Annotated in this window: 17 protein-coding genes; 8 read left to right on the top strand and 9 right to left on the bottom strand. The window is 60.0% G+C overall.

The window, feature by feature from the left end; genetic code table 11:
* Positions 1-210: 210 nt before the first annotated feature.
* Complete coding sequence (gene rluD / locus G5332_RS10095) at positions 211-1,191, bottom strand: 23S rRNA pseudouridine(1911/1915/1917) synthase RluD (RefSeq protein WP_227341786.1); 981 nt, start codon at positions 1,189-1,191, stop codon at positions 211-213.
* 117 nt (positions 1,192-1,308) lie between these two features.
* Between rluD and G5332_RS10090 the strand changes: the two genes are divergently transcribed.
* On the top strand, positions 1,309-2,064 hold the full coding sequence (locus G5332_RS10090; RefSeq protein ID WP_005339769.1) for an outer membrane protein assembly factor BamD: 756 nt from the start codon (positions 1,309-1,311) through the stop codon (positions 2,062-2,064).
* A gap of 290 nt (positions 2,065-2,354) precedes the next feature.
* On the opposite strand, the gene G5332_RS10085 is transcribed toward G5332_RS10090, so the two are convergent.
* Entirely contained in the window at positions 2,355-4,037 is a 1,683-nt protein-coding gene (locus G5332_RS10085) for an ArnT family glycosyltransferase (RefSeq protein WP_421231105.1), read from the bottom strand.
* Positions 4,024-5,391 carry a UDP-glucose dehydrogenase family protein gene (locus tag G5332_RS10080; RefSeq protein ID WP_227341784.1) on the bottom strand — a complete coding sequence of 456 codons (1,368 nt, stop codon included), beginning with the start codon at positions 5,389-5,391 and terminating at the stop codon, positions 4,024-4,026. Before G5332_RS10080 ends, G5332_RS10085 begins: the two co-directional genes overlap by 14 nt.
* Before the next feature lie 401 nt (positions 5,392-5,792).
* On the opposite strand from G5332_RS10080, the gene arnB reads away from it, so the two are divergent.
* From arnB to arnF, 7 genes are read left to right on the top strand one after another with little or no spacing between them, the layout of a single operon-like run.
* Positions 5,793-6,929, top strand: coding sequence for a UDP-4-amino-4-deoxy-L-arabinose aminotransferase (arnB, locus tag G5332_RS10075; protein ID WP_227341783.1), 1,137 nt, complete (start codon positions 5,793-5,795; stop codon positions 6,927-6,929).
* Between the two features lie 6 nt (positions 6,930-6,935).
* Complete coding sequence (gene arnC, locus G5332_RS10070) at positions 6,936-7,916, top strand: undecaprenyl-phosphate 4-deoxy-4-formamido-L-arabinose transferase (protein WP_227341782.1); 981 nt, start codon at positions 6,936-6,938, stop codon at positions 7,914-7,916.
* Positions 7,913-9,904, top strand: coding sequence for a bifunctional UDP-4-amino-4-deoxy-L-arabinose formyltransferase/UDP-glucuronic acid oxidase ArnA (gene arnA, locus G5332_RS10065; RefSeq protein ID WP_421172617.1), 1,992 nt, complete (start codon positions 7,913-7,915; stop codon positions 9,902-9,904). The genes arnC and arnA overlap by 4 nt, the downstream gene beginning before the upstream one ends.
* Positions 9,897-10,796 (top strand): 4-deoxy-4-formamido-L-arabinose-phosphoundecaprenol deformylase, encoded by a 900-nt coding sequence (gene arnD / locus G5332_RS10060; RefSeq protein ID WP_227341780.1) that lies wholly within the window; start codon positions 9,897-9,899, stop codon positions 10,794-10,796. The genes arnA and arnD overlap by 8 nt, the downstream gene beginning before the upstream one ends.
* Positions 10,797-10,827: 31 nt before the next feature.
* Positions 10,828-12,471, top strand: coding sequence for a lipid IV(A) 4-amino-4-deoxy-L-arabinosyltransferase (gene arnT / locus G5332_RS10055; protein ID WP_421206351.1), 1,644 nt, complete (start codon positions 10,828-10,830; stop codon positions 12,469-12,471).
* Entirely contained in the window at positions 12,471-12,815 is a 345-nt protein-coding gene (locus G5332_RS10050) for an EamA family transporter (protein ID WP_421311241.1), read from the top strand. The genes arnT and G5332_RS10050 overlap by 1 nt, the downstream gene beginning before the upstream one ends.
* A complete protein-coding gene (gene arnF / locus G5332_RS10045; RefSeq protein WP_421311240.1) occupies positions 12,812-13,219 on the top strand; it encodes a 4-amino-4-deoxy-L-arabinose-phosphoundecaprenol flippase subunit ArnF in 408 nt (135 codons plus the stop codon). Before G5332_RS10050 ends, arnF begins: the two co-directional genes overlap by 4 nt.
* 72 nt (positions 13,220-13,291) lie before the next feature.
* Here arnF and G5332_RS10040 read toward each other — a convergent pair whose 3' ends face one another.
* The 6 genes from G5332_RS10040 to pntB form a co-directional block, all read right to left on the bottom strand.
* The gene (locus G5332_RS10040) at positions 13,292-14,620 is read right to left on the bottom strand and encodes a CoA-disulfide reductase (protein WP_421311239.1); all 1,329 of its coding nucleotides are present in this window, start codon (positions 14,618-14,620) and stop codon (positions 13,292-13,294) included.
* A gap of 79 nt (positions 14,621-14,699) precedes the next feature.
* The gene (locus tag G5332_RS10035) at positions 14,700-16,100 is read right to left on the bottom strand and encodes an L-cystine transporter (protein ID WP_042031893.1); all 1,401 of its coding nucleotides are present in this window, start codon (positions 16,098-16,100) and stop codon (positions 14,700-14,702) included.
* A 135-nt stretch (positions 16,101-16,235) separates the two neighbouring features.
* Positions 16,236-17,537 carry a serine dehydratase subunit alpha family protein gene (locus G5332_RS10030; RefSeq protein WP_421311238.1) on the bottom strand — a complete coding sequence of 434 codons (1,302 nt, stop codon included), beginning with the start codon at positions 17,535-17,537 and terminating at the stop codon, positions 16,236-16,238.
* A 21-nt stretch (positions 17,538-17,558) separates the two neighbouring features.
* The gene (locus G5332_RS10025) at positions 17,559-18,227 is read right to left on the bottom strand and encodes a helix-turn-helix transcriptional regulator (protein ID WP_421249595.1); all 669 of its coding nucleotides are present in this window, start codon (positions 18,225-18,227) and stop codon (positions 17,559-17,561) included.
* Between the two features lie 147 nt (positions 18,228-18,374).
* A complete protein-coding gene (locus G5332_RS10020) occupies positions 18,375-19,154 on the bottom strand; it encodes a substrate-binding periplasmic protein (protein ID WP_421249596.1) in 780 nt (259 codons plus the stop codon).
* A 98-nt stretch (positions 19,155-19,252) separates the two neighbouring features.
* Entirely contained in the window at positions 19,253-20,737 is a 1,485-nt protein-coding gene (gene pntB, locus G5332_RS10015; RefSeq protein ID WP_421249597.1) for a Re/Si-specific NAD(P)(+) transhydrogenase subunit beta, read from the bottom strand.

The following is a 20,737-nucleotide window of genomic DNA, read 5'->3' as shown; positions in this document are numbered from 1 at the left end:
TCACTCCTTCACGCTCTATCGTTCAAATGGAAACGGGGCTCTTGGCTGCAACCAGTCAAGACGCCCCGTTTCAAGGTTCTGTGTGCTACGCGCTGTATCGGCGGGTTACGGCAGAAGTTGTCGCAATACCGCCAGATTCATCACCCTTTCCAGACCAGCTCGTCCAGGTTGGCGAGGGCTATTCAGGAGTGCAGTGCCTCAATCAAGCCACTATTTCCAGACCAATTCATCCGGATTGGCGAGGGTGTCGGCACGCAGCACCTCCATCAGCGCCACCATGTCTTGCGGCGTGGGGGAGTGCCACTGCATCACTTCACCCGTGATGGGATGAGCCAGCTGCAGCATGGTGGCGTGCAGCGCCTGACGATGGAAGTTGCGCAGCGCCTCGGTCAGCTCGGGGGTCGCGTTGCGCAGCGGGCGCAGACGGCCACCGTAGGCGGGATCCCCCACCAGCGGGTGTTTGATGTGCGCCATGTGGACACGGATCTGGTGGGTACGGCCGGTTTCCAGACGCAGACGCAGACGGGTGTGGCCACGGAACTTCTCGTGCACCCGGTAGTGGGTCACAGAGGGGCGGCCATTGGGCACCACGGCCATATGGGTACGCTGGGTCGGGTGACGGCCTATGGGCGCATCAACCGTACCACCTGCGGTCATGTGACCGATGGCGATCGCTTCGTACTCACGGGTGATCTGGCGCGCCTGCAACGCTTCCACCAGATGGGTCTGGGCGGGTACGGTTTTGGCAACCACCATCAAACCAGTGGTGTCTTTATCCAGACGGTGCACGATACCGGCGCGGGGCACCTCGGCAATGCCGGGGTAGCGGTGCAGCAGGGCGTTGAGGATGGTGCCATCCGGCGTACCTGCGCCCGGGTGAACCACCAGACCGGCCGGTTTGTCGATCACCAGAATGTGTTCATCTTCATAAACAATGTTGAGCTCGATATCCTGGGCATCCCAGCGAGTATCATCTTCCAGCTCGACATTCACATGCACCTGCTGCCCGGCCAGAATCTTCTCGCGCGGGGTGTTGGCAACCTGACCGTCCAGGGTCACTCTGTCCTGTAAAATCCACTCCTTGATGCGGGTGCGGGAGTAGTCTGGAAACAATTCGGCCAGGGCCTGGTCGAGTCGCTGCCCGAATTGGTGATCCTGGAATTCGCCTGTCAGTTCAATATGCTGGCTCATGTATGGTCTCTTGAGCGGGGGGTATCAATTCGAAATAATCCGGGTATTCTAGCTTTTCTTTTAGCCAAGCATAACGGATACTTTGCCAATTTCGTGGAAATGGACCGGATGTTGTTGATGGGAAAGAAGTCTCACCTGCTGATGTCGCTCGCCTTGGTCGCTACCTTGATCACAGGCTGTTCCAGCACCAAACCCAAGGTACCCGACGAACCGCCGGAGACCCTGTACCAGAAAGCACGCCTCAAACTGGACGTTGGCAATTACGTGCAAGCCACTGAATTGCTGGAGGCTTTGGACTCTCGCTATCCGTTCGGTGCCTACTCCAACCAGGTGCAGCTTGACCTCATCTATGCCTACTACAAGCAGGATGATACCGCTCAGGCGATCGCCAATATCGACCGTTTTATCCGCCTCAATCCGGCGCATAAAAATATCGATTACGTCTTCTATATGCGCGGCCTGACCAACATGGCGGCGGATTACAACTTCTTCCAGAGCCTGTTCGGTATCGGTCGGGACGACAAAGACCCTGCTTATGCCCGTCAGGCATTCCAGGACTTCAAGACCCTGCTGCAGAACTACCCCAACAGTGTCTATGCCGCCGATGCCCGCGCCCGCATGATTGGCCTGAAGAATCGTCTGGCCCGATATGACCTGAGCGTGGCCGAGTATTACGTGAAGCGTGATGCACTGGTCGCAGCCGCCAACCGGGCCAAGCTGATTGTCGAAACCTACCCCGACACAGCCGAAACCGAGAAGGCACTGGAGATCATGGTCGAGTCTTACGACGCCCTGAAGATGCCGCAGCTGGCCAAGCATGCCCGCGAAGTGCTGGCCAAGAACTACCCGGAGAACCGCCTCGGCCGTGGCTGAGTGATACGGATAAACCGGTAATAAAAAAACCGATGCCAAGGCATCGGTTTTTTTATCTTTGCAATCCACCAATCCGGCTGGGTGAAGTTCCTGCAACCCATAGCGGTCGCGGCCCCTCACACCCCATCTATCCCATTCATTAGCCACCTGCGAGATGGCCGCATCGTGAAGTTCGCTTATCACCAAGGGTTGCAAACCCGCTGTCAGCCCGACGCCAGGCCGGGAAGAGCGGAACCGTCACCACACGGCCATATTGCCTCATACAGTGCCCCTGAATGGGAATAGATGGCTTAATGGCACTGTAATCCTGTCACCAGAGTCAGTAGTTGCCCTTTGTCCGAGCGCAGAGCGGTCTGGGCCAGCAACTGATAGGGAATCCCCTCCAGCAGCTTGACCCTCTCCCCGGCCGTACCATTGACCAACACGGCATCAAACCGGGCATCACGACAGGCAACCACATCCCTCACTTTCTCCCTGTCCAGATTCATTACCCGCATCTCTTCATAGGCAGATAGCAGACCAAGCTCCGTCTCCCCCAATTGCCAGCCGGCGATGCGATCCCGCTTCTCGAGCGGTATTCCCTCAAGCAACCGGGCCATCTTTCCCGATACTCCCTTGGCGGCATCGATCAAGGGGTAAACCAGTGTAAAGGTGAGCAGAAACATGATGGCCACCGAGCTGGCAACATGAGTAGCGCCATGCACCTCCTTGCGCCGCAACAACAGCGCCAGCGCAATCACGAAGAGCATACTGGCGGGGATATAACGCCACCCCAGCTTGCTGGCGACCTGTAGCACGTCTGCCGGAACATGACTGGCCACCGGTAGTGAAGGGCCCAGCAGAGGTAGCCCTATGACCACGACACAGAACAGCAGCATGAAACAGAGCCATCCCCGACCATAGCGAGCCGTCCATCCCGGCCAGTTCAGGCTGACCTGACCCAGCATGATGGCAAATACCGGCAACAACGGAAAAAGATAGAGGGTGCGCTTGGTGGATGAGAGGGTTAACAGCAAAAGGGTGCCCACTGCCCAGCACAACAGAAATAACCTCTCACGACTCCAGCGTCGCTGTTTGATGGTTTGCCAACCCCAATAGAAAATGAATGGCAACCAGGGGATGGTATATTCAGCCATCCCCAATAAATAATAGAGATAGGCCCCTTTCTTGATATGGCCGAGTTCGGTCGAGGTGCCTGTCAGGCGGCCTACCTGATTCTGCCAGAACCACTCATTCCATAAAGCATCGCCATCGAGATGATTAATTAATTCACGAATCCACGCTGCCACTGGCAATATAAAACAGAGCAGCATCAGCAGATGCTGCCAGATAAATCCTGGCAGTTTTTTGTCGATGGCGGCACATCTTGCAGCGAAGAAGAATAGCGGGAACCAGCCAAAAAAAACTGTCAGTGGCCCAATAGGACCTTTTGCCATAAAACAGCCCGCCAACCCTATTCCGGCCAGTATCGCCATCCACCGACGGCTTACAAGGTAATATTCTGAAAATGCCCAAAGGGTAAATATGACAAAGAAGGCAAGCGCACTGTCCGTTCTGATCCAGTGCGTGTTGATGATAAATCCTTCCATGGTGCCCAGTGCGATCACCGACCAGATCGCGGCCGATCTATTGCCAAGCAGGCGATAGGCCAGCAGGCCGGTAAAGAGCAGCATACCCGCCGCCCAGACCACGCCCGCCAACCGCAGGCTATTGGTCACCCCCAGCCAGGATTCAAACCCATCAAGAAACGGCAGAGCGGCCATATAGAAGAGCGGCGGCTTCTCGATAAAGCTGTGCCCGCCAAGGGTCGGTACCACCCAATCGCCATTGCGGTACATCTCGAGTGCAATAGCCGCTTCGCGAGGTTCATCAGGCGTCCAGAGCTGATGGTCAAACTGGCCAAACAGCAGCACCAGCGTAACCAGCAGCAACATCCAGCAGAGCGTGCGCTCCGAAATATCAGCACTCTGCATGGCTCATACCTTCTGTAATGGTCTCCCCACGCCCGATGGCATAGTAGGAAAAGCCCAGCCCCTTCATCTTGAGCGGATCGTAGAGATTGCGACCATCGACGATGAGGGGGTGCGCCAGCATCTTCCTGATCTGGGCAAAATCGGGCGCCTTGAACTCGTTCCACTCGGTACAGATGACCAACGCATCCGCCCCCGCCAGCGCTGCCTCCCTGGTCCCCATCAGCGACAGCTCGGGCTGGCAACCATAGATACGCTGTGCCTCCTTCATCGCCACCGGATCGAAGGCCTGCACCCGGGCCCCCTCCTGCCAGAGCGCCTCCATCAACACCCGGCTCGGCGCTTCGCGCATGTCATCCGTATTGGGCTTGAAGGCGAGTCCCCAGATGGCGATGGTCTTGCCCGCCAGCGACTCGCCTCGCTCGTGAAAGTGGCAGGCCAGGGTGTCGAAGAGCTTGAACTTCTGCCGCTCGTTGACCCGCTCCACCGCACGAATAAGCGGCGTGTCGTAGTCGAGGGCCGCTGCAGTCGCCAGAAATGCCCTCACATCCTTGGGGAAACAGGATCCGCCATAACCACAACCGGGATAGATAAACTGGTAGCCGATGCGCTGGTCGGCACCAATCCCCTGCCGCACCAGCTCGATATCGGCACCGACCCGCTCGGCCAGCCCGGCCATCTCGTTGATAAAGCTGATCTTGGTGGCCAGCATGCAGTTGGCGGCGTACTTGGTCAGCTCGGCACTGCGAACATCCATAAACAGAATGCGGTCGTGATTGCGATTAAATGGCTCATACAACTCGCGCATCACGGCTCTGGAACGCTCCTTGCTGGTGCCGATAACAATGCGATCCGGGCGCTGGCAATCCCTGACGGCCGCCCCCTCTTTCAGAAATTCCGGATTGGAGACCACATCGAATTCAAACTGCTTGCCAAGTTCGGCCTGCTGCTCCCTGACCCAGTAAAACACCTTGTCTGCCGTACCAACCGGCACGGTGGATTTGTTGACGATGATCACCTCATCTGCGCGATGCTGGGCAATCGATCTCGCCACCGCCCTGACGGCGCTCAGATCGGCCGAACCATCCTCATCAGGGGGCGTACCGACGGCGATGAATTGCACGTCACCATGGGTAACCGCCATGGGAATATCCGTGGTGAATGTCAGCGAGCCATTTTGCAATGTCTGGTGTAATAACACATCCAGTCCCGGCTCATATATTGGTAATTCGCCATGGGATAATTTATTTATTTTATCTGCATCGAGATCGATACAAACAACCTGGTGCCCTACATCTGCCAATACAATTGCCTGTACCAGTCCGACATAGCCACTGCCAAACACTGTGATATTCATAACGATTTTTCCATAATGCGTAATGATGGAAACTTTACATCCTTTACTCAATTGCACTACGGGCAATTTGTAACAAGCAATGTCAATTCTGAATGACACCCAACCTGTTGAGCAATAGCAGATGATTTAGGTGGCGACAGTCAAAAAAGTGGCTAAACACCAACCTAAAATAAAGCCAAGCGATTTTTTGTTACGAGATATTTCCATATTAAGCCACGCCATCAAAACGGCAGCAATTGTTACCAAGTGTTGCTGTGCGCTTGAATAAAAACTCGTTATTCAGCTACTTTCAAAATATATCGAGCAATCTCGACACTTTCCCCAAGCATATTTCCAGTGAAAATCAGCAATGCAGATTTTCATCGTCATTTTATTTTTTGCGACATTAAGACCGGAGTCGTATGAAAGACTTTCTGCCATTCTCAAAGCCTGCCATGGGCGAGGCCGAGATCCTTGCCGTCAGCGAGGTGTTGCAATCGGGATGGATCACCACGGGCCCGAAAAATCATGAGCTGGAGCAGCGTTTCTGCGAGACCTTTGGCTGCCAGCATGCGGTCGCGCTTTGCTCCGCGACCGCGGGCATGCATGTCACCCTGATGGCGCTGGGGATTGGCCCGGGTGACCAGGTGATCACGCCCTCCCAGACCTGGGTCTCCACCATCAACATCATCACCCTGCTGGGGGCCACCCCGGTCTTTGTCGATGTGGACAAGGATACTCTGATGGTCAGCGCCGACCAGATAGCGCCGCTCATCACCCCCAACACCCGGGCCATCATCCCGGTCCACTACGCAGGGGCACCGGTCGACCTCGACCCCATCCTCGCCCTGGGTCGCCAGCACGATATTCCAGTCATCGAAGATGCCGCCCATGCAGTCGGCACCCGCTATCGCGCGCGCTGGGTCGGGGAAACCGGCACCGCCATCTTCTCTTTCCACGCCATCAAAAATCTTACCTGTGCCGAGGGAGGAATGCTGGTGACCGATGACCAGGCGCTGGCCGACAAGGCTCGCATGCTGAAATTTCACGGCCTGGGAGTCGATGCCTTCGACCGCATGACGCAGGGACGCAAGCCGCAGGCGGAGGTGATCATGCCGGGCTTCAAATACAACCTGGCCGACATCAACGCCGCCATCGCCCTGGTGCAGCTGGCCCGCCTGCCCGAGCTCAATGCCAAGCGGGTCGAACTGGTGTCTCGCTACCATGAACGTCTGGCCAACCTGCCGCTGGCACCGCTGGCCATCCCCACCTACCCCCATCTGCATGCCTGGCACCTCTTCATGGTGCGGGTCGACCCCGAGCAGTGCGGCCTCGATCGCGATCAGCTGATGCAGGCGCTGCAGGAGCGAGGCATCGGCAGTGGCCTGCATTTTCGCGCCGCCCACACCCAGAAGTACTACCGGGAGCGCTATCCGGATCTTTCGCTACCCAACACAGAGTGGAACTCGTCACGGCTCTGCACCCTGCCCCTCTTCCCCGACATGACGCTCTCCGACGTGGATCGGGTTGTGGCAGCCCTGACCGACATACTGGAGTAACAATACGTGAACCATAACGACATCAAACGGGTCTCAGTCATCATCCCCGTCTACAACGAGGAGGCGAGCCTGCCGGAACTGCTGCAACGGGTGACCGACACCTGCGAGCAGCTGAGCCAGGATTACGAAGTGATCCTGATCGACGACGGCAGCAACGACCGATCCGCCACCATCATCAGCGAAGCCGCCAATCGCGAAGGGAGCAAGCTGGTCGCCGTGCTGCTCAACCGCAACTATGGCCAGCATGCCGCCATCATGGCCGGCTTCGAGACGGCAACAGGGGATCTGGTGATCACCCTGGATGCCGATCTGCAGAACCCGCCGGAAGAGATCCCGCGGCTGGTCGCCACCGCTATGGAAGGGTATGACGTGGTCGGCACCATCCGCCGCAACCGGCAGGATTCATGGTTTCGCAAGACAGCCTCACGCTTTATCAACAAGTCGGTACAGCGGGCCACCGGCGTCCAGATGAGCGACTACGGCTGCATGCTGCGTGCCTATCGCCGCCACATCATCGACGCCATGCTCTGCTGTCAGGAGCGCAGCACCTTCATCCCCATCCTGGCCAACAGCTTTGCCCGCCGCACCACCGAGCTGGAGGTGGGCCACGCCGAGCGGGCCCACGGCGAATCCAAATATGGCCTGATGCACCTTATCAACCTGATGTTCGACCTGGTCACCTGCATGACCACGGCCCCGCTGCGCCTGCTCAGCATCGTTGGCAGCCTGGTGGCGGGGATCGGCTTCACCTTCTCGATCCTGCTGCTGCTGCTGCGTCTGTTACTGGGCGCCGACTGGGCAGCAGATGGCGTCTTCACCCTGTTTGCCATTCTCTTCACCTTTGTCGGCGTACAGCTGATCGGGATGGGGCTGCTGGGTGAGTACATAGGCCGCATGTATACCGATGTGCGCGCCCGCCCCCGCTACTTCATTCACCAAATCGTTCGCTCCACACCAGATGCTTCGCAACAGGAAACTCAATCATGAACGTTGTCGTCTTTGCCTATCACGATATCGGCTGCACCGGTATCGAGTCACTGCTTCAGGCCGGTTATCAGATCCAGGCGGTCTTCACCCACGCCGATGATCCGGGCGAGAACCGCTTCTTCGGTTCGGTGGCCCAGCTCTGCGCCGAACATGACCTGCCGGTCTACTCTCCCGAAGACGTGAACCACCCGCTCTGGGTCGAGCGTATCCGCGAACTGGCGCCCGAGGCCATCTTCTCCTTCTACTACCGCAACCTGCTCAAGCAGGAACTCCTCGATATCCCGACCGTCGGGGCCTTCAATCTGCATGGATCCCTGCTGCCTGCCTATCGTGGCCGGGCGCCCATCAACTGGTGTCTGGTCAACGGCGAACGCGAAACCGGCATGACCCTGCACCGGATGACAGCCCGTGCCGATGCCGGCGATATCCTTGCCCAACAGGCAGTAACCATTGCCCACGATGACACCGCGCTGACCCTGCATGGCAAGATGCGCCAGGCAGCCCGCGCCCTGCTGGAAGGGGAGCTGGTCAAACTCAAGCGCGGTGACGCCACCTTCACCCCGCAGGACGAGAGCAAGGCAAGCTACTATGGTCGCCGCACCCCGGCCGATGGCGAACTGCACTGGGATAAGCCCGCCAGGGATCTCTATAACCTGGTACGTGCCGTTACCCAGCCCTACCCGGGAGCCTTCAGCTTCGCCGGTGATCGCAAGCTGACGGTCTGGCAGGCAAAGCCGCTGGCGATCCAGAGCGACCAGCAGCCGGGCACCATTCTCTCCCACGACCCGCTGCGGGTGGCCTGTGGTGAAGGGGTGCTGGAGATCCTGGCCGGTCAGGTCGAAGGGGGGCTCTATGTACGCGGCGCCCAACTTGCCCGCGAGCTGGGGCTGATGGAAGGGATGAAGATCGGCGACAAGGCGAGCAAGGCCATGCGCAAGGCACGGCTGACCCGGGTGTTGATCCTCGGCGTCAACGGCTTTATCGGCAACCACCTCACCGAGCGCCTGCTCAAGGATGGCGGCTACGAGGTCTATGGCCTCGACATCGGCTCCAGCGCAGTGGAACGCTTCATCGGCCACCCCCACTTCCACTTCGTGGAGGGGGACATCAGCATCCACACCGAGTGGATCGAGTACCACATCAAGAAGTGCGACGTGATCCTGCCGCTGGTGGCCATCGCCACCCCCATCGAGTACACCCGCAACCCGCTGCGGGTGTTCGAACTCGACTTTGAAGAGAACCTCAAGATCGTCCGCTACTGCGTCAAGTACCACAAGCGCATCATCTTCCCCTCCACCTCCGAGGTGTACGGGATGTGCGACGACCACAGCTTCGACGAAGATGAATCCCGCCTCATCGTCGGCCCCATCAACAAACAGCGCTGGATCTACTCGGTCTCCAAGCAGCTGCTGGATAGGGTGATCTGGGCCTACGGCAAAAAAGAGGGGCTCAACTTCACACTGTTCCGTCCCTTCAACTGGATGGGCCCACGCCTCGACAGCCTGGACTCTGCCCGCATCGGCAGTTCCCGCGCCATCACCCAACTGATCCTCAATCTGGTGGACGGCACCCCGATCCAGCTGGTGGATGGCGGCGCCCAGAAACGCTGCTTCACCGATATCGAGGATGGCATTGAAGCCCTGTTCCGCATCGTCGAAAACAGTGGCAATCGCTGCAACGGCCAGATCATCAACATCGGCAACCCGGATAACGAGGCGAGCATTCGCGAGATGGCCGAGGTGCTGCTCGCCAAGTTCGAGGCCCACCCGTTGCGCCACCACTTCCCGCCATTTGCCGGCTTCAATCTGGTGGAGAGCAAGTCCTTCTACGGCGACGGCTATCAGGATGTCTCCCACCGCCGCCCGAGCATCCGTAATGCCCGCAAGCTGATCGACTGGGAACCGACCATCGAGATGGAAGAGACCATCGGCAAGACGCTGGACTTCTTCCTGCAGGGGGCGGTCACGACGGGAGTCGAGCATGACTGAAGTGGGTCTGCGGATCGACGTCGATACCTTCAGGGGAACCCGTGACGGGGTTCCCCGCCTGCTGCAACTGCTCGACAAGCATCAGGTGAAGGGGAGTTTCTTCTTCTCGGTCGGTCCGGACAACATGGGGCGCCACCTGTGGCGCCTGCTAAAACCCCGCTTCCTGCTCAAGATGCTGCGTTCCAACGCCGCATCCCTCTATGGGCTCGATATCCTGCTGGCTGGCACCGCCTGGCCCGGCAAGTCCATCGGCAGAGAGCTGGGTTCCCTGATGCGCGACACCGATAAGGCGCACCATGAGGTGGGGCTGCATGCCTGGGATCACCACGGCTGGCAGGCCAATATCGGTCGCTGGGACGAAGCCGAACTGATCCGCCAGACCCGGCTCGGAGTCGATGCCCTGAGCGAGATCCTGGGGCGCGAAGTGGATTGCTCCGCCGCCGCCGGCTGGCGAGCCGATCCCCTCACCACCCAGGCCAAGGAGCAGTTCGGCTTTCGCTACAACAGTGACTGCCGCGGCTGCGGCCTGTTCCGTCCCATTCTGGAGGATGGTCGGCCCGGCACCCCGCAGATCCCGGTCAACCTGCCCACCTTTGACGAGGTGATTGGCAGCCAGGTGACGGCCGAGCGCTTCAACCACTTCCTGCTGGAGCAGCTGACTGCGGCACCGCAACCGGGCCCCCATGTCTACACCATCCACGCCGAGGTGGAGGGGATCGTCATGGCCGAGCAGTTCGATCTCCTGCTCGATGAAGCCAGGTCGCGCGGCATCCACTTCATCCCCCTTGGCAACCTGCTTCCCCCCGACCCAGCCCTCTTGCCGACCAGCCATCTGCTGCGCGGCTCCCTGCCAGGACGCGAAGGGTGGCTCGGTTGCAAGATGACGCCATGAACCCGCTCGCCAGATTGCAACAGAGAATCTCATGAAGATGACCCGATGGGCCCTGCCCCTTTTCTTCCTCGCCTTTTACCTGCTGCCACTCAACCAGCGGATGCTGTGGAGCCCGGACGAAAACCGTTACGCCGAGATCAGCCGGGAGATGATCACCACGGGTGACTGGGTGGTGCCCCACTTCCTTGGCCTGCGCTACTTCGAGAAACCCATCGCCGGTTACTGGTTCAACAGCCTCAGCCAGCTGCTGTTTGGCGAGAGCAACTTTGCGGTCCGCTTCGCCTCGGCCGCAGCCACCGGCCTGAGCGCCCTGCTGATCTTCTGGTTCGCTCTGCAGCTGTGGCAGTGCCGGCGTACAGCGTGGTTCGCCAGCCTGATCTATCTCTCGACCCTGATCGTCTACGGCATCGGCACCTACAGCGTGCTGGATGCCATGGTCACCCTCTGGCTCAATGCCGCCATGGTGAGCTTCTACCTCATCCGGCAAGAAGGGCCGCCCGGTCGCAGAGTGGCAGGCTATCTGCTGTTCGGCCTCGCCTGCGGCATGGGCTTTCTCACCAAAGGCTTTATCGCACTGGCGGTACCCGTGGTAGCCATCATGCCCTACGCCATCTATCAGCGCCGCCTGCGCGAGCTGGTATGTTTCGGGCCGCTGGCCATCCTTAGCGCGGCTCTGCTGGTCGCCCCCTGGGCCATCGCCGTACACCTGCGCGAGCCGGACTACTGGCACTACTTCTTCTGGATTGAGCACATCCAGCGCTTCGCCTCGGAAGATGCGCAGCACAAGGCGCCATTCTGGTACTACCTGCCGATGGGGCTGCTCGGCACCCTGCCCTGGCTCGGCCTGCTGCCGGGGGCACTGAAGCAAGGATGGCAAGCGCGCAAGAACAGCCCGGAAACCCTCTATCTGTTGGCCTGGGTGGTGTTGCCGCTGCTCTTCTTCAGCATTGCCAAAGGCAAGCTGCTCACCTATATCCTGCCCTGTTTCGCCCCGCTGGCCATGCTGATGGCCACCAGCGCCGTGGACAAAATCAAGGAAGGTAAAGAGCGGGCCTTCAAACTCAACGCCTGGCTGAACGGCCTGTTCGGCCTCATCGGACTGGTAGTGCTGACCGTGCTGGCTTTATCCCGCGACCAAGCCATCTACGGTGAAGAGGATCACGGGGCACTGTCGGTGGCCATGGCCATCTTTATCGGCTGGTCCCTGCTCGGACTCATCCAGTTGCAGGCGGTCAGTCGCCGCTGGGTCCTGAGCGCGCTCTGCCCCATGATACTGGCCATCGGCCTGCCCTGGGCGCTGCCGCAATCACTGATCGACTCAAAGCTGCCAGAGCGTTTCATCGAGACCAATCAGGCCGTGCTGCAGGGTTCAGAGACTCTGCTGGCCAGCGATCCGGGACTGGCATCCGCTCTCGCCCGGAGCACACGGCGCGGCGAGATCATGCTGTTCGACGACAAAGGAGAGCTAGCTTACGGCCTGGGCTATCCGGATGCCAAGGGCCGCTATGTTGCCCGTGCAGAGTTCCCGAGATGGTTGGCACAAGCGCGCGAGAAGGGGCAAGTTGCCCTGCTGATGAAGACCGATCACGACGGAGAGACCGGCCCTCTGCCCCCTGCCGACGAGACCCTCGTCAGCCACCGGCTGACCCTGCTCATCTACCATGGAGTACGCTGATGGATATAGTGCTGCTATTACTGGTGTGCCTGCTGACCAGCAGCGGCCAGATGCTGCAAAAGCAGGCCGTTATCTGCTGGCAGCGTAACCCCTGTAACCACCTGCAAAAGCTGCGTTCCCCCTGGCTTGTTGCCAGCGTGGCAGCACTTGGCAGTGGCATGCTGCTCTGGATTTATCTGTTGCAACGACTGCCGCTGAGCATGGCCTACCCCATGCTCAGCATTAATCTGGTGCTGGTGCTGCTCGGCTCACGCCTCTTTTTCCACGAGCCGGTGAGCAGCCACAACTGGCTGGGGGCTGCCACCATCATCGTCGGCGCCCTGCTGCTGGGAGGTCTGTTATGAAGGGTTATCTCTACGTGTTGGGCAGCATAGTGCTGGTGACAGTGGCGCAGCTCTGCATGAAGTGGGGGGCAATCAGCCTCCCTGAGTGGCAGGCCGATCCCGCTGTGATGCTGGCTCACCCCCTGCCGCTCCTCACCATCGCCATCGGCATTCTCTGCTACGGGCTGTCGCTGCTCTGCTGGCTGGCGGCGCTGCACTCGACACCGCTCAATATCGCCTACCCGCTGCTCAGCACCAGTTACGGGCTGGTCTATCTGCTGGCGGTGAGCATGCCGGCCTTTGCCGAACCGCTGGTGGCGAGCAAGGCGGCAGGCGTTGCGCTGATCTTTCTGGGCGCCGTATTGGTCGGCAGCAAACCGGCGACAGGCAAGCCGGAGCGGCAAGATCCCCCTGCCAATCCCTGAGGCAGTTTTAAGCAAAAAGAAGAGGCGGCACCCTGTGCCGCCTCTTCTCATTTTCCGCCTGACCAGCGCCTGTTACTTCGCGACGTTGCCCGCCACGTTCAGGGCATCCCAGGTGCGGGAGAAGGGCGGCGCGTAGGCAAAGTCCAGCATGCCGAGCTGCTCGGTGGTCACCCCCATGGTGATGGCAACCGCCAGCGCGTCGATGCGGTGTACCGCCCCCTTGCGACCGAGGATCTGGCCGCCCAGCAGCCGCTTGCGGCCTGCCTCATAGACCAGCTTGACGTGAATGTCGGACTGACCCGGGCAGTAGTTGGTGTGGCACTTGTCCTTGATCACCACGGTGCGATAGTCGATCCCCATCGCCTTGGCTTCCTGCTCGGAGATGCCGGTACGGCCCGCCTCCAGCCCCAGCACCTTGAGTGCCGCAGAGCCGAGGGTTCCCGGGAATTCCTGCTCGGCACCCGCCAGATTCTCGCCCACCATGCGCCCCAGCTTGTTGGCGATGGTGGCGAGCGGCACATAGACCTGCTGCTGCTTCACGGCGTGCCAGACGCTGGCACAGTCACCGGCCGACCAGACGTTGGCCAGCGAGCTGCGCCCCTGACGATCCACCTTGATGGCGCCGTTGCCGAGCCGCTCGATGCCAGTATCGGCCAGAAACTCGGTGTTGGGCTTGACCCCGGTACAGACCACCACGATATCGGCTTCGTACTCGCCCTGGCTGGTACGCACGCCGGTCACCCGGCCATCCCCCAGCAGCGCTTCAACCCGCTCACCCAGATGGAGGGAGACTCCCTGCTCGCGCAGCTCGGTTTCGATGTGCTGGGTGATCTCGCCATCAAACGCATCGGGAATAACCCGATCCGCCAGCTCGATGAGACGCACCTCCTTGCCCTGATGTACCAGCGCCTCGACCACTTCCAACCCGATAAAGCCGGAACCGATCACCACGGCGCGGCGATTGTTCTTGTCTTGTACCGCCGCCTTCAGCGCCAGTCCGTCGGCCATCCGGCGCAGACCGAATACCCCTTGCTGCTGCAAGCCGGGGATGGGTGGCATCATTTCGCGGGCGCCGGTGGCGATCATCAGCCGATCGTAGCGATCGGTGAAGGTGTCGCCGTTGTGCTCGACCGTCAGCGTCTGCGCGGCAGCATCCAGACTCAGCACCCGGTGGCCAATCTTGACCTCGATCCCCTTGGCGGCGAACTGCTCCGGGGTGAACTCGGCCATGTAGCCGGGCTCCTGAAACTCGTCGCCGACGAAGTAGGGCAGGCCACAGGCACCGAAGGAGATCACCTCGGATGCCTCATACACCACTATTTCGGCATCGATGGCCAACCGGCGCGCCTTGGCGGCCGCACTCATACCGGCGGCTTCGCCACCGATGATCACGATTCTCATAGTTGCTCCTGTCAATGACGCAGGGAGGGCATGCCCTCCCTGTGGTTGATGGCGGGAAGGTTGCCCCTCCCGCAGCGGATCAGATGGTGGACTCTTCGCCGTCCAGACTCACTTCGTGATCGCTGTTGAATACATTCATGTCGGTCTCCCCCAGCAGGCGGCTGGTAACCGTGCCCGCGGTGATGGAGCCGGAGACGTTGAGCGCGGTACGGCCCATGTCGATCAGCGGCTCGATGGAGATGAGCAGACCGGCCAGCGCCACCGGGAAGTCCAGCGCGGAGAGCACGATCAGCGCGGCAAAGGTGGCGCCGCCGCCAATCCCGGCCACTCCGAAGGAGCTGACGGTGATGATGGCGATCAGAGTCATGATGAAGCTCGGGTCCATCGGGTTGACCCCGACAGTCGGTGCAATCATCACAGCCAGCATCGCCGGATAGATACCGGCACAGCCGTTCTGGCCGATGGTGGAACCGAAGGAGGCGGCGAAGTTGGCGATCCCCTCCGGAATACCCAGTGACTTGGTCTGGGTCTGCACGTTCATCGGGATGGAGCCCGCACTGGTACGGGAGGTGAAGGCAAAGGCCAGCACCGGCGTGATCTTCTTGAGGAAGCGAGCCGGGTTGATGCCGACCATGCCGACCAGCAGCAGGTGCACGGCGAACATGATGGCAATCGCGCCGTAAGAGGCCATCACGAAGCTGAGCAGATTGATGATGTCAGCGTAGTTGGAACCGGATACCACCTTAGTCATCAGGGCCAGCACACCGAACGGGGTCAGGCGCAGCACCAGGGTCACCATCCGCATCACGATGGCGTGGGCCACGGCGATGAAGTGGCTGAAGCTGGCGAAGATCTCCGGCTTCTTGCGGGCAATGCCGGTAGCCGACAGACCGATGAAGATGGAGAAGATCACCACGGCGATGGTGGAGGTCTTGCGACCGCCGGTCATGTCGAGGAAGGGGTTGGCCGGAATGAACTCCAGCACCATCTTGGCAAAGGACATGCTCTCGACGCTGCCGAGGGTGCTCTGCAGCGCAGCACCACGAGCGCTTTCTGCAGCACCGGCAGTGAGCCCTTCCGCAGTCAGACCGAACAGGTTGGACATCAGGATGCCAGCCCCCGCCGCGATGGCGGTGGTGAAGATCAGCACGCCGATAGTCATGGCGCTGATCTTGCCAAGGGCGGTACCGCCGTTGAGCTTGAGGATGGCGCTGATGATGGAGACCATGATGAGCGGGATGATGATCATCTGCAGCAGCTTCACATAGCCGCTACCGACGATATCGAGATAGTCGATGGTCTGGCCAATCACCGCAGAACCCGCTCCGTAGAGCAGCTGCAGGGCGGCCCCGAACAGGATACCCAGCCCCAGACCGGCAAACACCCGGCGGGTGAAGCTCACATGTTTTTGCTGCAACCGATAGAGGAAGAACAGCAAGAAGGCCGCAATGGCCAGATTACCGATAACGCTAAGTGTCATGAGATGACCCCCCAAAAAGCGGGCAATGCCCGGGAAACAAGAGCAAGCACGACGCATGCCCTGGCAACCGTGTCGGACGACCTGACCCGTCACGACATAAACAAGGGGGTCTGAGCCCCCTTTGTTTCTACAAACTTATGGCTTCTGCTGTTTCGCTCGCATGATGTTGATGATCTCGATATCCGTATCCAGCATCCCCTCTTTGGAGAGGCGGCCCAGATTGGCGATGGTCTGGTCAACATCGTCGGAGACGATCCCCTCGCTCTGGGGCACATGCAGGTTGTTGATGGCCATCAGGGAGGATTTCACCGCAGCCGAGGTCGAGGTCGAAACCTTCATGGAGCAGGCGCTGCCAGCGCCGTCACAGATGATGCCGGAGACATCGCCAATCATGTTGTTGATGCAGTGGCTGATCTGCTCGAACTGGCCGCCCAGCAGCCAGGTGATGGCCGCGCCGGAGCCCATGGCGGCGGTGCTGGCGGCACAGAGGGCCGACAGCTTGTTCTGATAAGTCTTGATGTAGATGGCCACCAGATGGCTCATCACCAGCGCCCGGGTCAGCTGCTCGTCGCTCGCCTTGAGGAAGCGAGCTGCTGCTACTACCGGCATGGTGGCGGCAATACCCTGATTGCCGGAGCCGGAGTTGGACATGGCGGGCAGCATGGCGCCATCCATCCGCGCATCGGAAGCAGCGGAGGAGAGGCGCATCGCCAGGGTCATCAGGTCGTCGGAGAGCAGCTTGCGCTCCACCTGCTCGGTGAGGATCTTGCCGATGCGCAGGCCATAGCCCTGCAACCCCTCGTCCGCCAGCGCCTGATTCATGGTGGCGGCCTCGCGGATGAAGTCGATCTCCGCCAGCGGCACTTCCAATGCAAAATCGACGATCTCGCGCAGGGTCATGGTCGGTTTGGCGGATTTGGCTGGCTGGATCTGCACACCGGGAGCGTTGTCCTGCTGCATCAGCACCTCGCCATCCTTCTCCATCAGGATGATGCGGGTGTGGTCGGTACAGATCACCACCCGGGCGCTGTGACCATCCACCTCGGCCAGCACCTCGGCGTAGAGCACGTCCGGCACATCCTTCACGTCCACCTTGATGGCGGGCAGCAGCGCCTTGGCTGCTTCCACCTGCTCTGAAGTGAGAGTCTTGAGCACCTCCAGCCCGGCATCGGGATTGCCCCCTGTGATGCCGACCGCAGCGGCCACCGGCAGACCGATCATGCCGGTGCCCGGCACCCCGACCCCCATGCCGTTCTTGAACAGGTTGCCGCTGACCCAGACGCTGATACGGGTCGGATCCTGCCCCAGCAGTTTGCGGCAGTTGGCCGCAGCCAGGGCGACCGACATCGGCTCGGTACAGCCCAGGGCCGGCACCACTTCACGCTTGAGCAGGGTAATAAAGTCGGTCCATTGTGCTTTCATCGCAGTGTTTCTCATGTTCAGGGTGCCCGCAGGCAGTTATTGCTTGTTCAGATCCGCCTTGTGGTTGCGGATATGCAGATAAACAGTATGACGGGAGATGCCGAGCATCCGGGCAACCAGCTGGGCCGCCTCCTTGATCTCGAAGATCCCCATGTCGAAGAGCCGGGTCACTATCTCCTTGTTGCGCACCGTGCAGGAGAGCGAATCGTCCCGATCCACCTTCTCAATCACCTGGGTCACCAGATCGTCCACCGAGCTGGCAAAGGTCTCGTTGTTGAGCGGCGCCGGTGCCGCTGGCAGCGCAAAGGTATCGAGCAGGCAGCCAAGGGAGGTATCCAGACTGAAGTTCACGCAGAGCATGCCGATGGGCTTGCCCTGCCGGTTGCTGATAGTGATGGAGGAGGACTTCATCAGCGTCCCGTCGCGGGTACGGCTGAAGTAGCTGCTCCACTGGCTGCCCGCCTCCCCCTGCAAGCGGTTGAGGGCAAAGTCGGTGACCGGCGCCCCCTCCCGACGACCGGTGACATGGCCATTGGCAATCTTGATGACCGATGCATCCAGCATATCGAACGCATGCAACACCACCTCGCACCCTGCGCCAAACAGCGCGGCCAGCGCCTCGACCGCGGGCTCGAAACTGGCGATCAGATGACGTTCTTCATCCGTTAACGAATTGATCTGGTCAGTGATGGCTGCTGTGGACATATATGAGTAACTTTGAGTAAACCGCAGTTGATTCTACTATCAACAAGATCAACTAATGTTGAGCGGCATCCCCTTTTTGTTCGCCATTATGCCCACCTTTTAACAAAGTGCGACAAATTGTGAAGCGGCGCACAGCAGGGCGGCAACTCAGAGGTGATAGCGGGCCAGCAGCTGCTTGTAGGCGGGAGTCTGTTTGAACGCCTTGAGGGCAGAGGAGAAGCGGATAGCCAGCTGGTCGTGGCCGGGCTTGTGGGTAAACGCGAGGAAGTTGCGGTTGTCGTCGGTCAGCAGGCGCGAGCCATGGCTCACCTGATCCTGCAGCCCCTGGGTATGCAGCAAGTAGCGACCGACCCGCTCGTTGAGCACCACCCCGTCCAGCCGACCGGCCATCATCAGATGCAGCTGTTTGATGGCATTCCCCTCCCCCGTCATCGGCATCCGGATCACCCCGGGATCGGTCAGAAAATCGGGGCTGTAGGCATAATCTTCCTGAATACCTATCCGCAGCCCCTTGAGGTCGGAGAGCTGCCTGAAATCCACCGGACGAGCCGATGGATAGAAGAGCACTTCACCGCTGTAAGAGAGCGGCTCTTCGGGGTAGTGGAGCCAGTGCTGGCGGGAAGGTTCAAAGAAGACGTCGACTACCGCATCCCCCTGCTTGAGACGGGCCTGCTGCAGAACCCGCTTCCAGGGCAGCACCCTGATTTCAGTGCGATAACCCATCTGGCGCAACACGGTACAGGCCAGATCGAGATCGGCGCCAGCCAGCTCGCCATTGTCACCACGCATCACATAAGGGGGCCACAGCTCGGTCAGCAGCGTCAGAGTCGGCGGCTCGTTCGTCGCCACGGCCGAACCAGTACCAAACAGGGAGGCCAGCAGCCAGCCGTACCACCCGATCCTTCGCCAACCCTGACACCACATCATGGAGATCCCTCATGGTCCGTATGGATTGAGGATATACAAGGGATGGGCAATAAAAAAGGAGGCCGAAGCCTCCTTGATATCCACTCTCTGAATGGCACTTACAGTGCTTTCAGGATTGCCTCGACGCTGGCCTTGGCATCGCCAAACAGCATCTGGGTATTTTCCTTGAAGAACAGCGGGTTCTGGACACCGGCGTAGCCAGTGTTCATGGAGCGCTTGAAGCCGATGACATTCTGCGCTTTCCACACTTCCAGCACCGGCATACCGGCGATCGGGCTGCCCGGATCTTCCATCGCGGCCGGGTTGACGGTGTCGTTGGCACCGATCACCAGCACGGTGTCGGTATCGGCGAAGTCCTCGTTGATCTCGTCCATTTCCAGCACGATGTCATACGGGACTTTCGCTTCCGCCAGCAGCACGTTCATGTGGCCAGGCAGACGACCGGCAACCGGGTGGATACCGAAGCGCACCTTGACGCCGCGGTCACGCAGCTTCTGGGTGATCTCGGCAACCGGATACTGAGCCTGTGCCACCGCCATACCGTAGCCCGGGGTGATGATGACGGAGCTGGAGTTCTTCAGCAGGTCAGCCACTTCCTCGGCGCTGGTTTCGCGGTATTCGCCCATCTCCTGATCAGCCGTGGAGGCCACGCCATCGGAGCCGAAGCCACCGGCGATCACGGAGGTGAAGGAGCGGTTCATCGCCTTACACATGATGTAAGAGAGGATCGCACCGGAGGAACCCACCAGGGCACCGGTGACGATCAGCAGGTCATTGGAGAGCATGAAGCCCGCCGCCGCCGCCGCCCAACCGGAGTAGGAGTTCAGCATGGAGACCACCACCGGCATGTCTGCGCCACCGATGGAGGCAACCAGATGCCAGCCGAAGGCGAAGGCGATCAAGGTCATCACCAGCAGGGCGAAGGTAGAGCCGCCCGCGTTGACGAAGTAGACCATCAGCGCCAGAGAAGCGACCACGGCCAGCAGGTTCAGCTTGTGGCGGTGCGGCAGCATCAGCGGCTTGGAGGAGATCAGACCGCGCAGTTTGCCGAAGGCAACCACGGAACCGGTGAAGGTCACTGCACCGATGAAGACGCCCAGGAAGATCTCGACCAAATGGATGTTCAGCATGGCGCCGGTCAGGTGCTCGACCTGAGCAACGCTGTTGGCCTGCTCGAACGCCGCACGGGCGGCTGCCAGGGTGGCATCCAGATTGGAACCGACGGAGACGACCACCTCAGCAGGTGCAGAGGGGTGCAGATCGATGAAGCTGTTGAAGCCCACCAGCACTGCCGCCATACCCACGAAGCTGTGCAGCACGGCCACCAGCTCGGGCATCTCGGTCATCTCGACCTTGAGTGCCAGACGCACGCCGATGGCACCGCCAATCACCATGGCCAGGATGATCCAGTGAACACCACTGGTCTCCGGGTTGAATACGGTGGCGAGCAGGGCGATAGCCATACCCGCGATACCGAACAGGTTGCCATGCTTGGCCGTTTCTTGCTTCGACAGTCCCGCGAGACTGAGGATGAAGAGCACGGCGGCAACGATATAGGATGCTGTTACCAGTCCTTGAGACAC

The sequence above is a fragment of the Aeromonas sp. 603757 genome, from assembly GCF_049171255.1.
Taxonomy (GTDB): domain Bacteria; phylum Pseudomonadota; class Gammaproteobacteria; order Enterobacterales; family Aeromonadaceae; genus Aeromonas; species Aeromonas veronii_A.
Note: the sequence above shows the minus strand (reverse complement) of the source record. Positions and strands in the feature narration are given on the sequence as shown.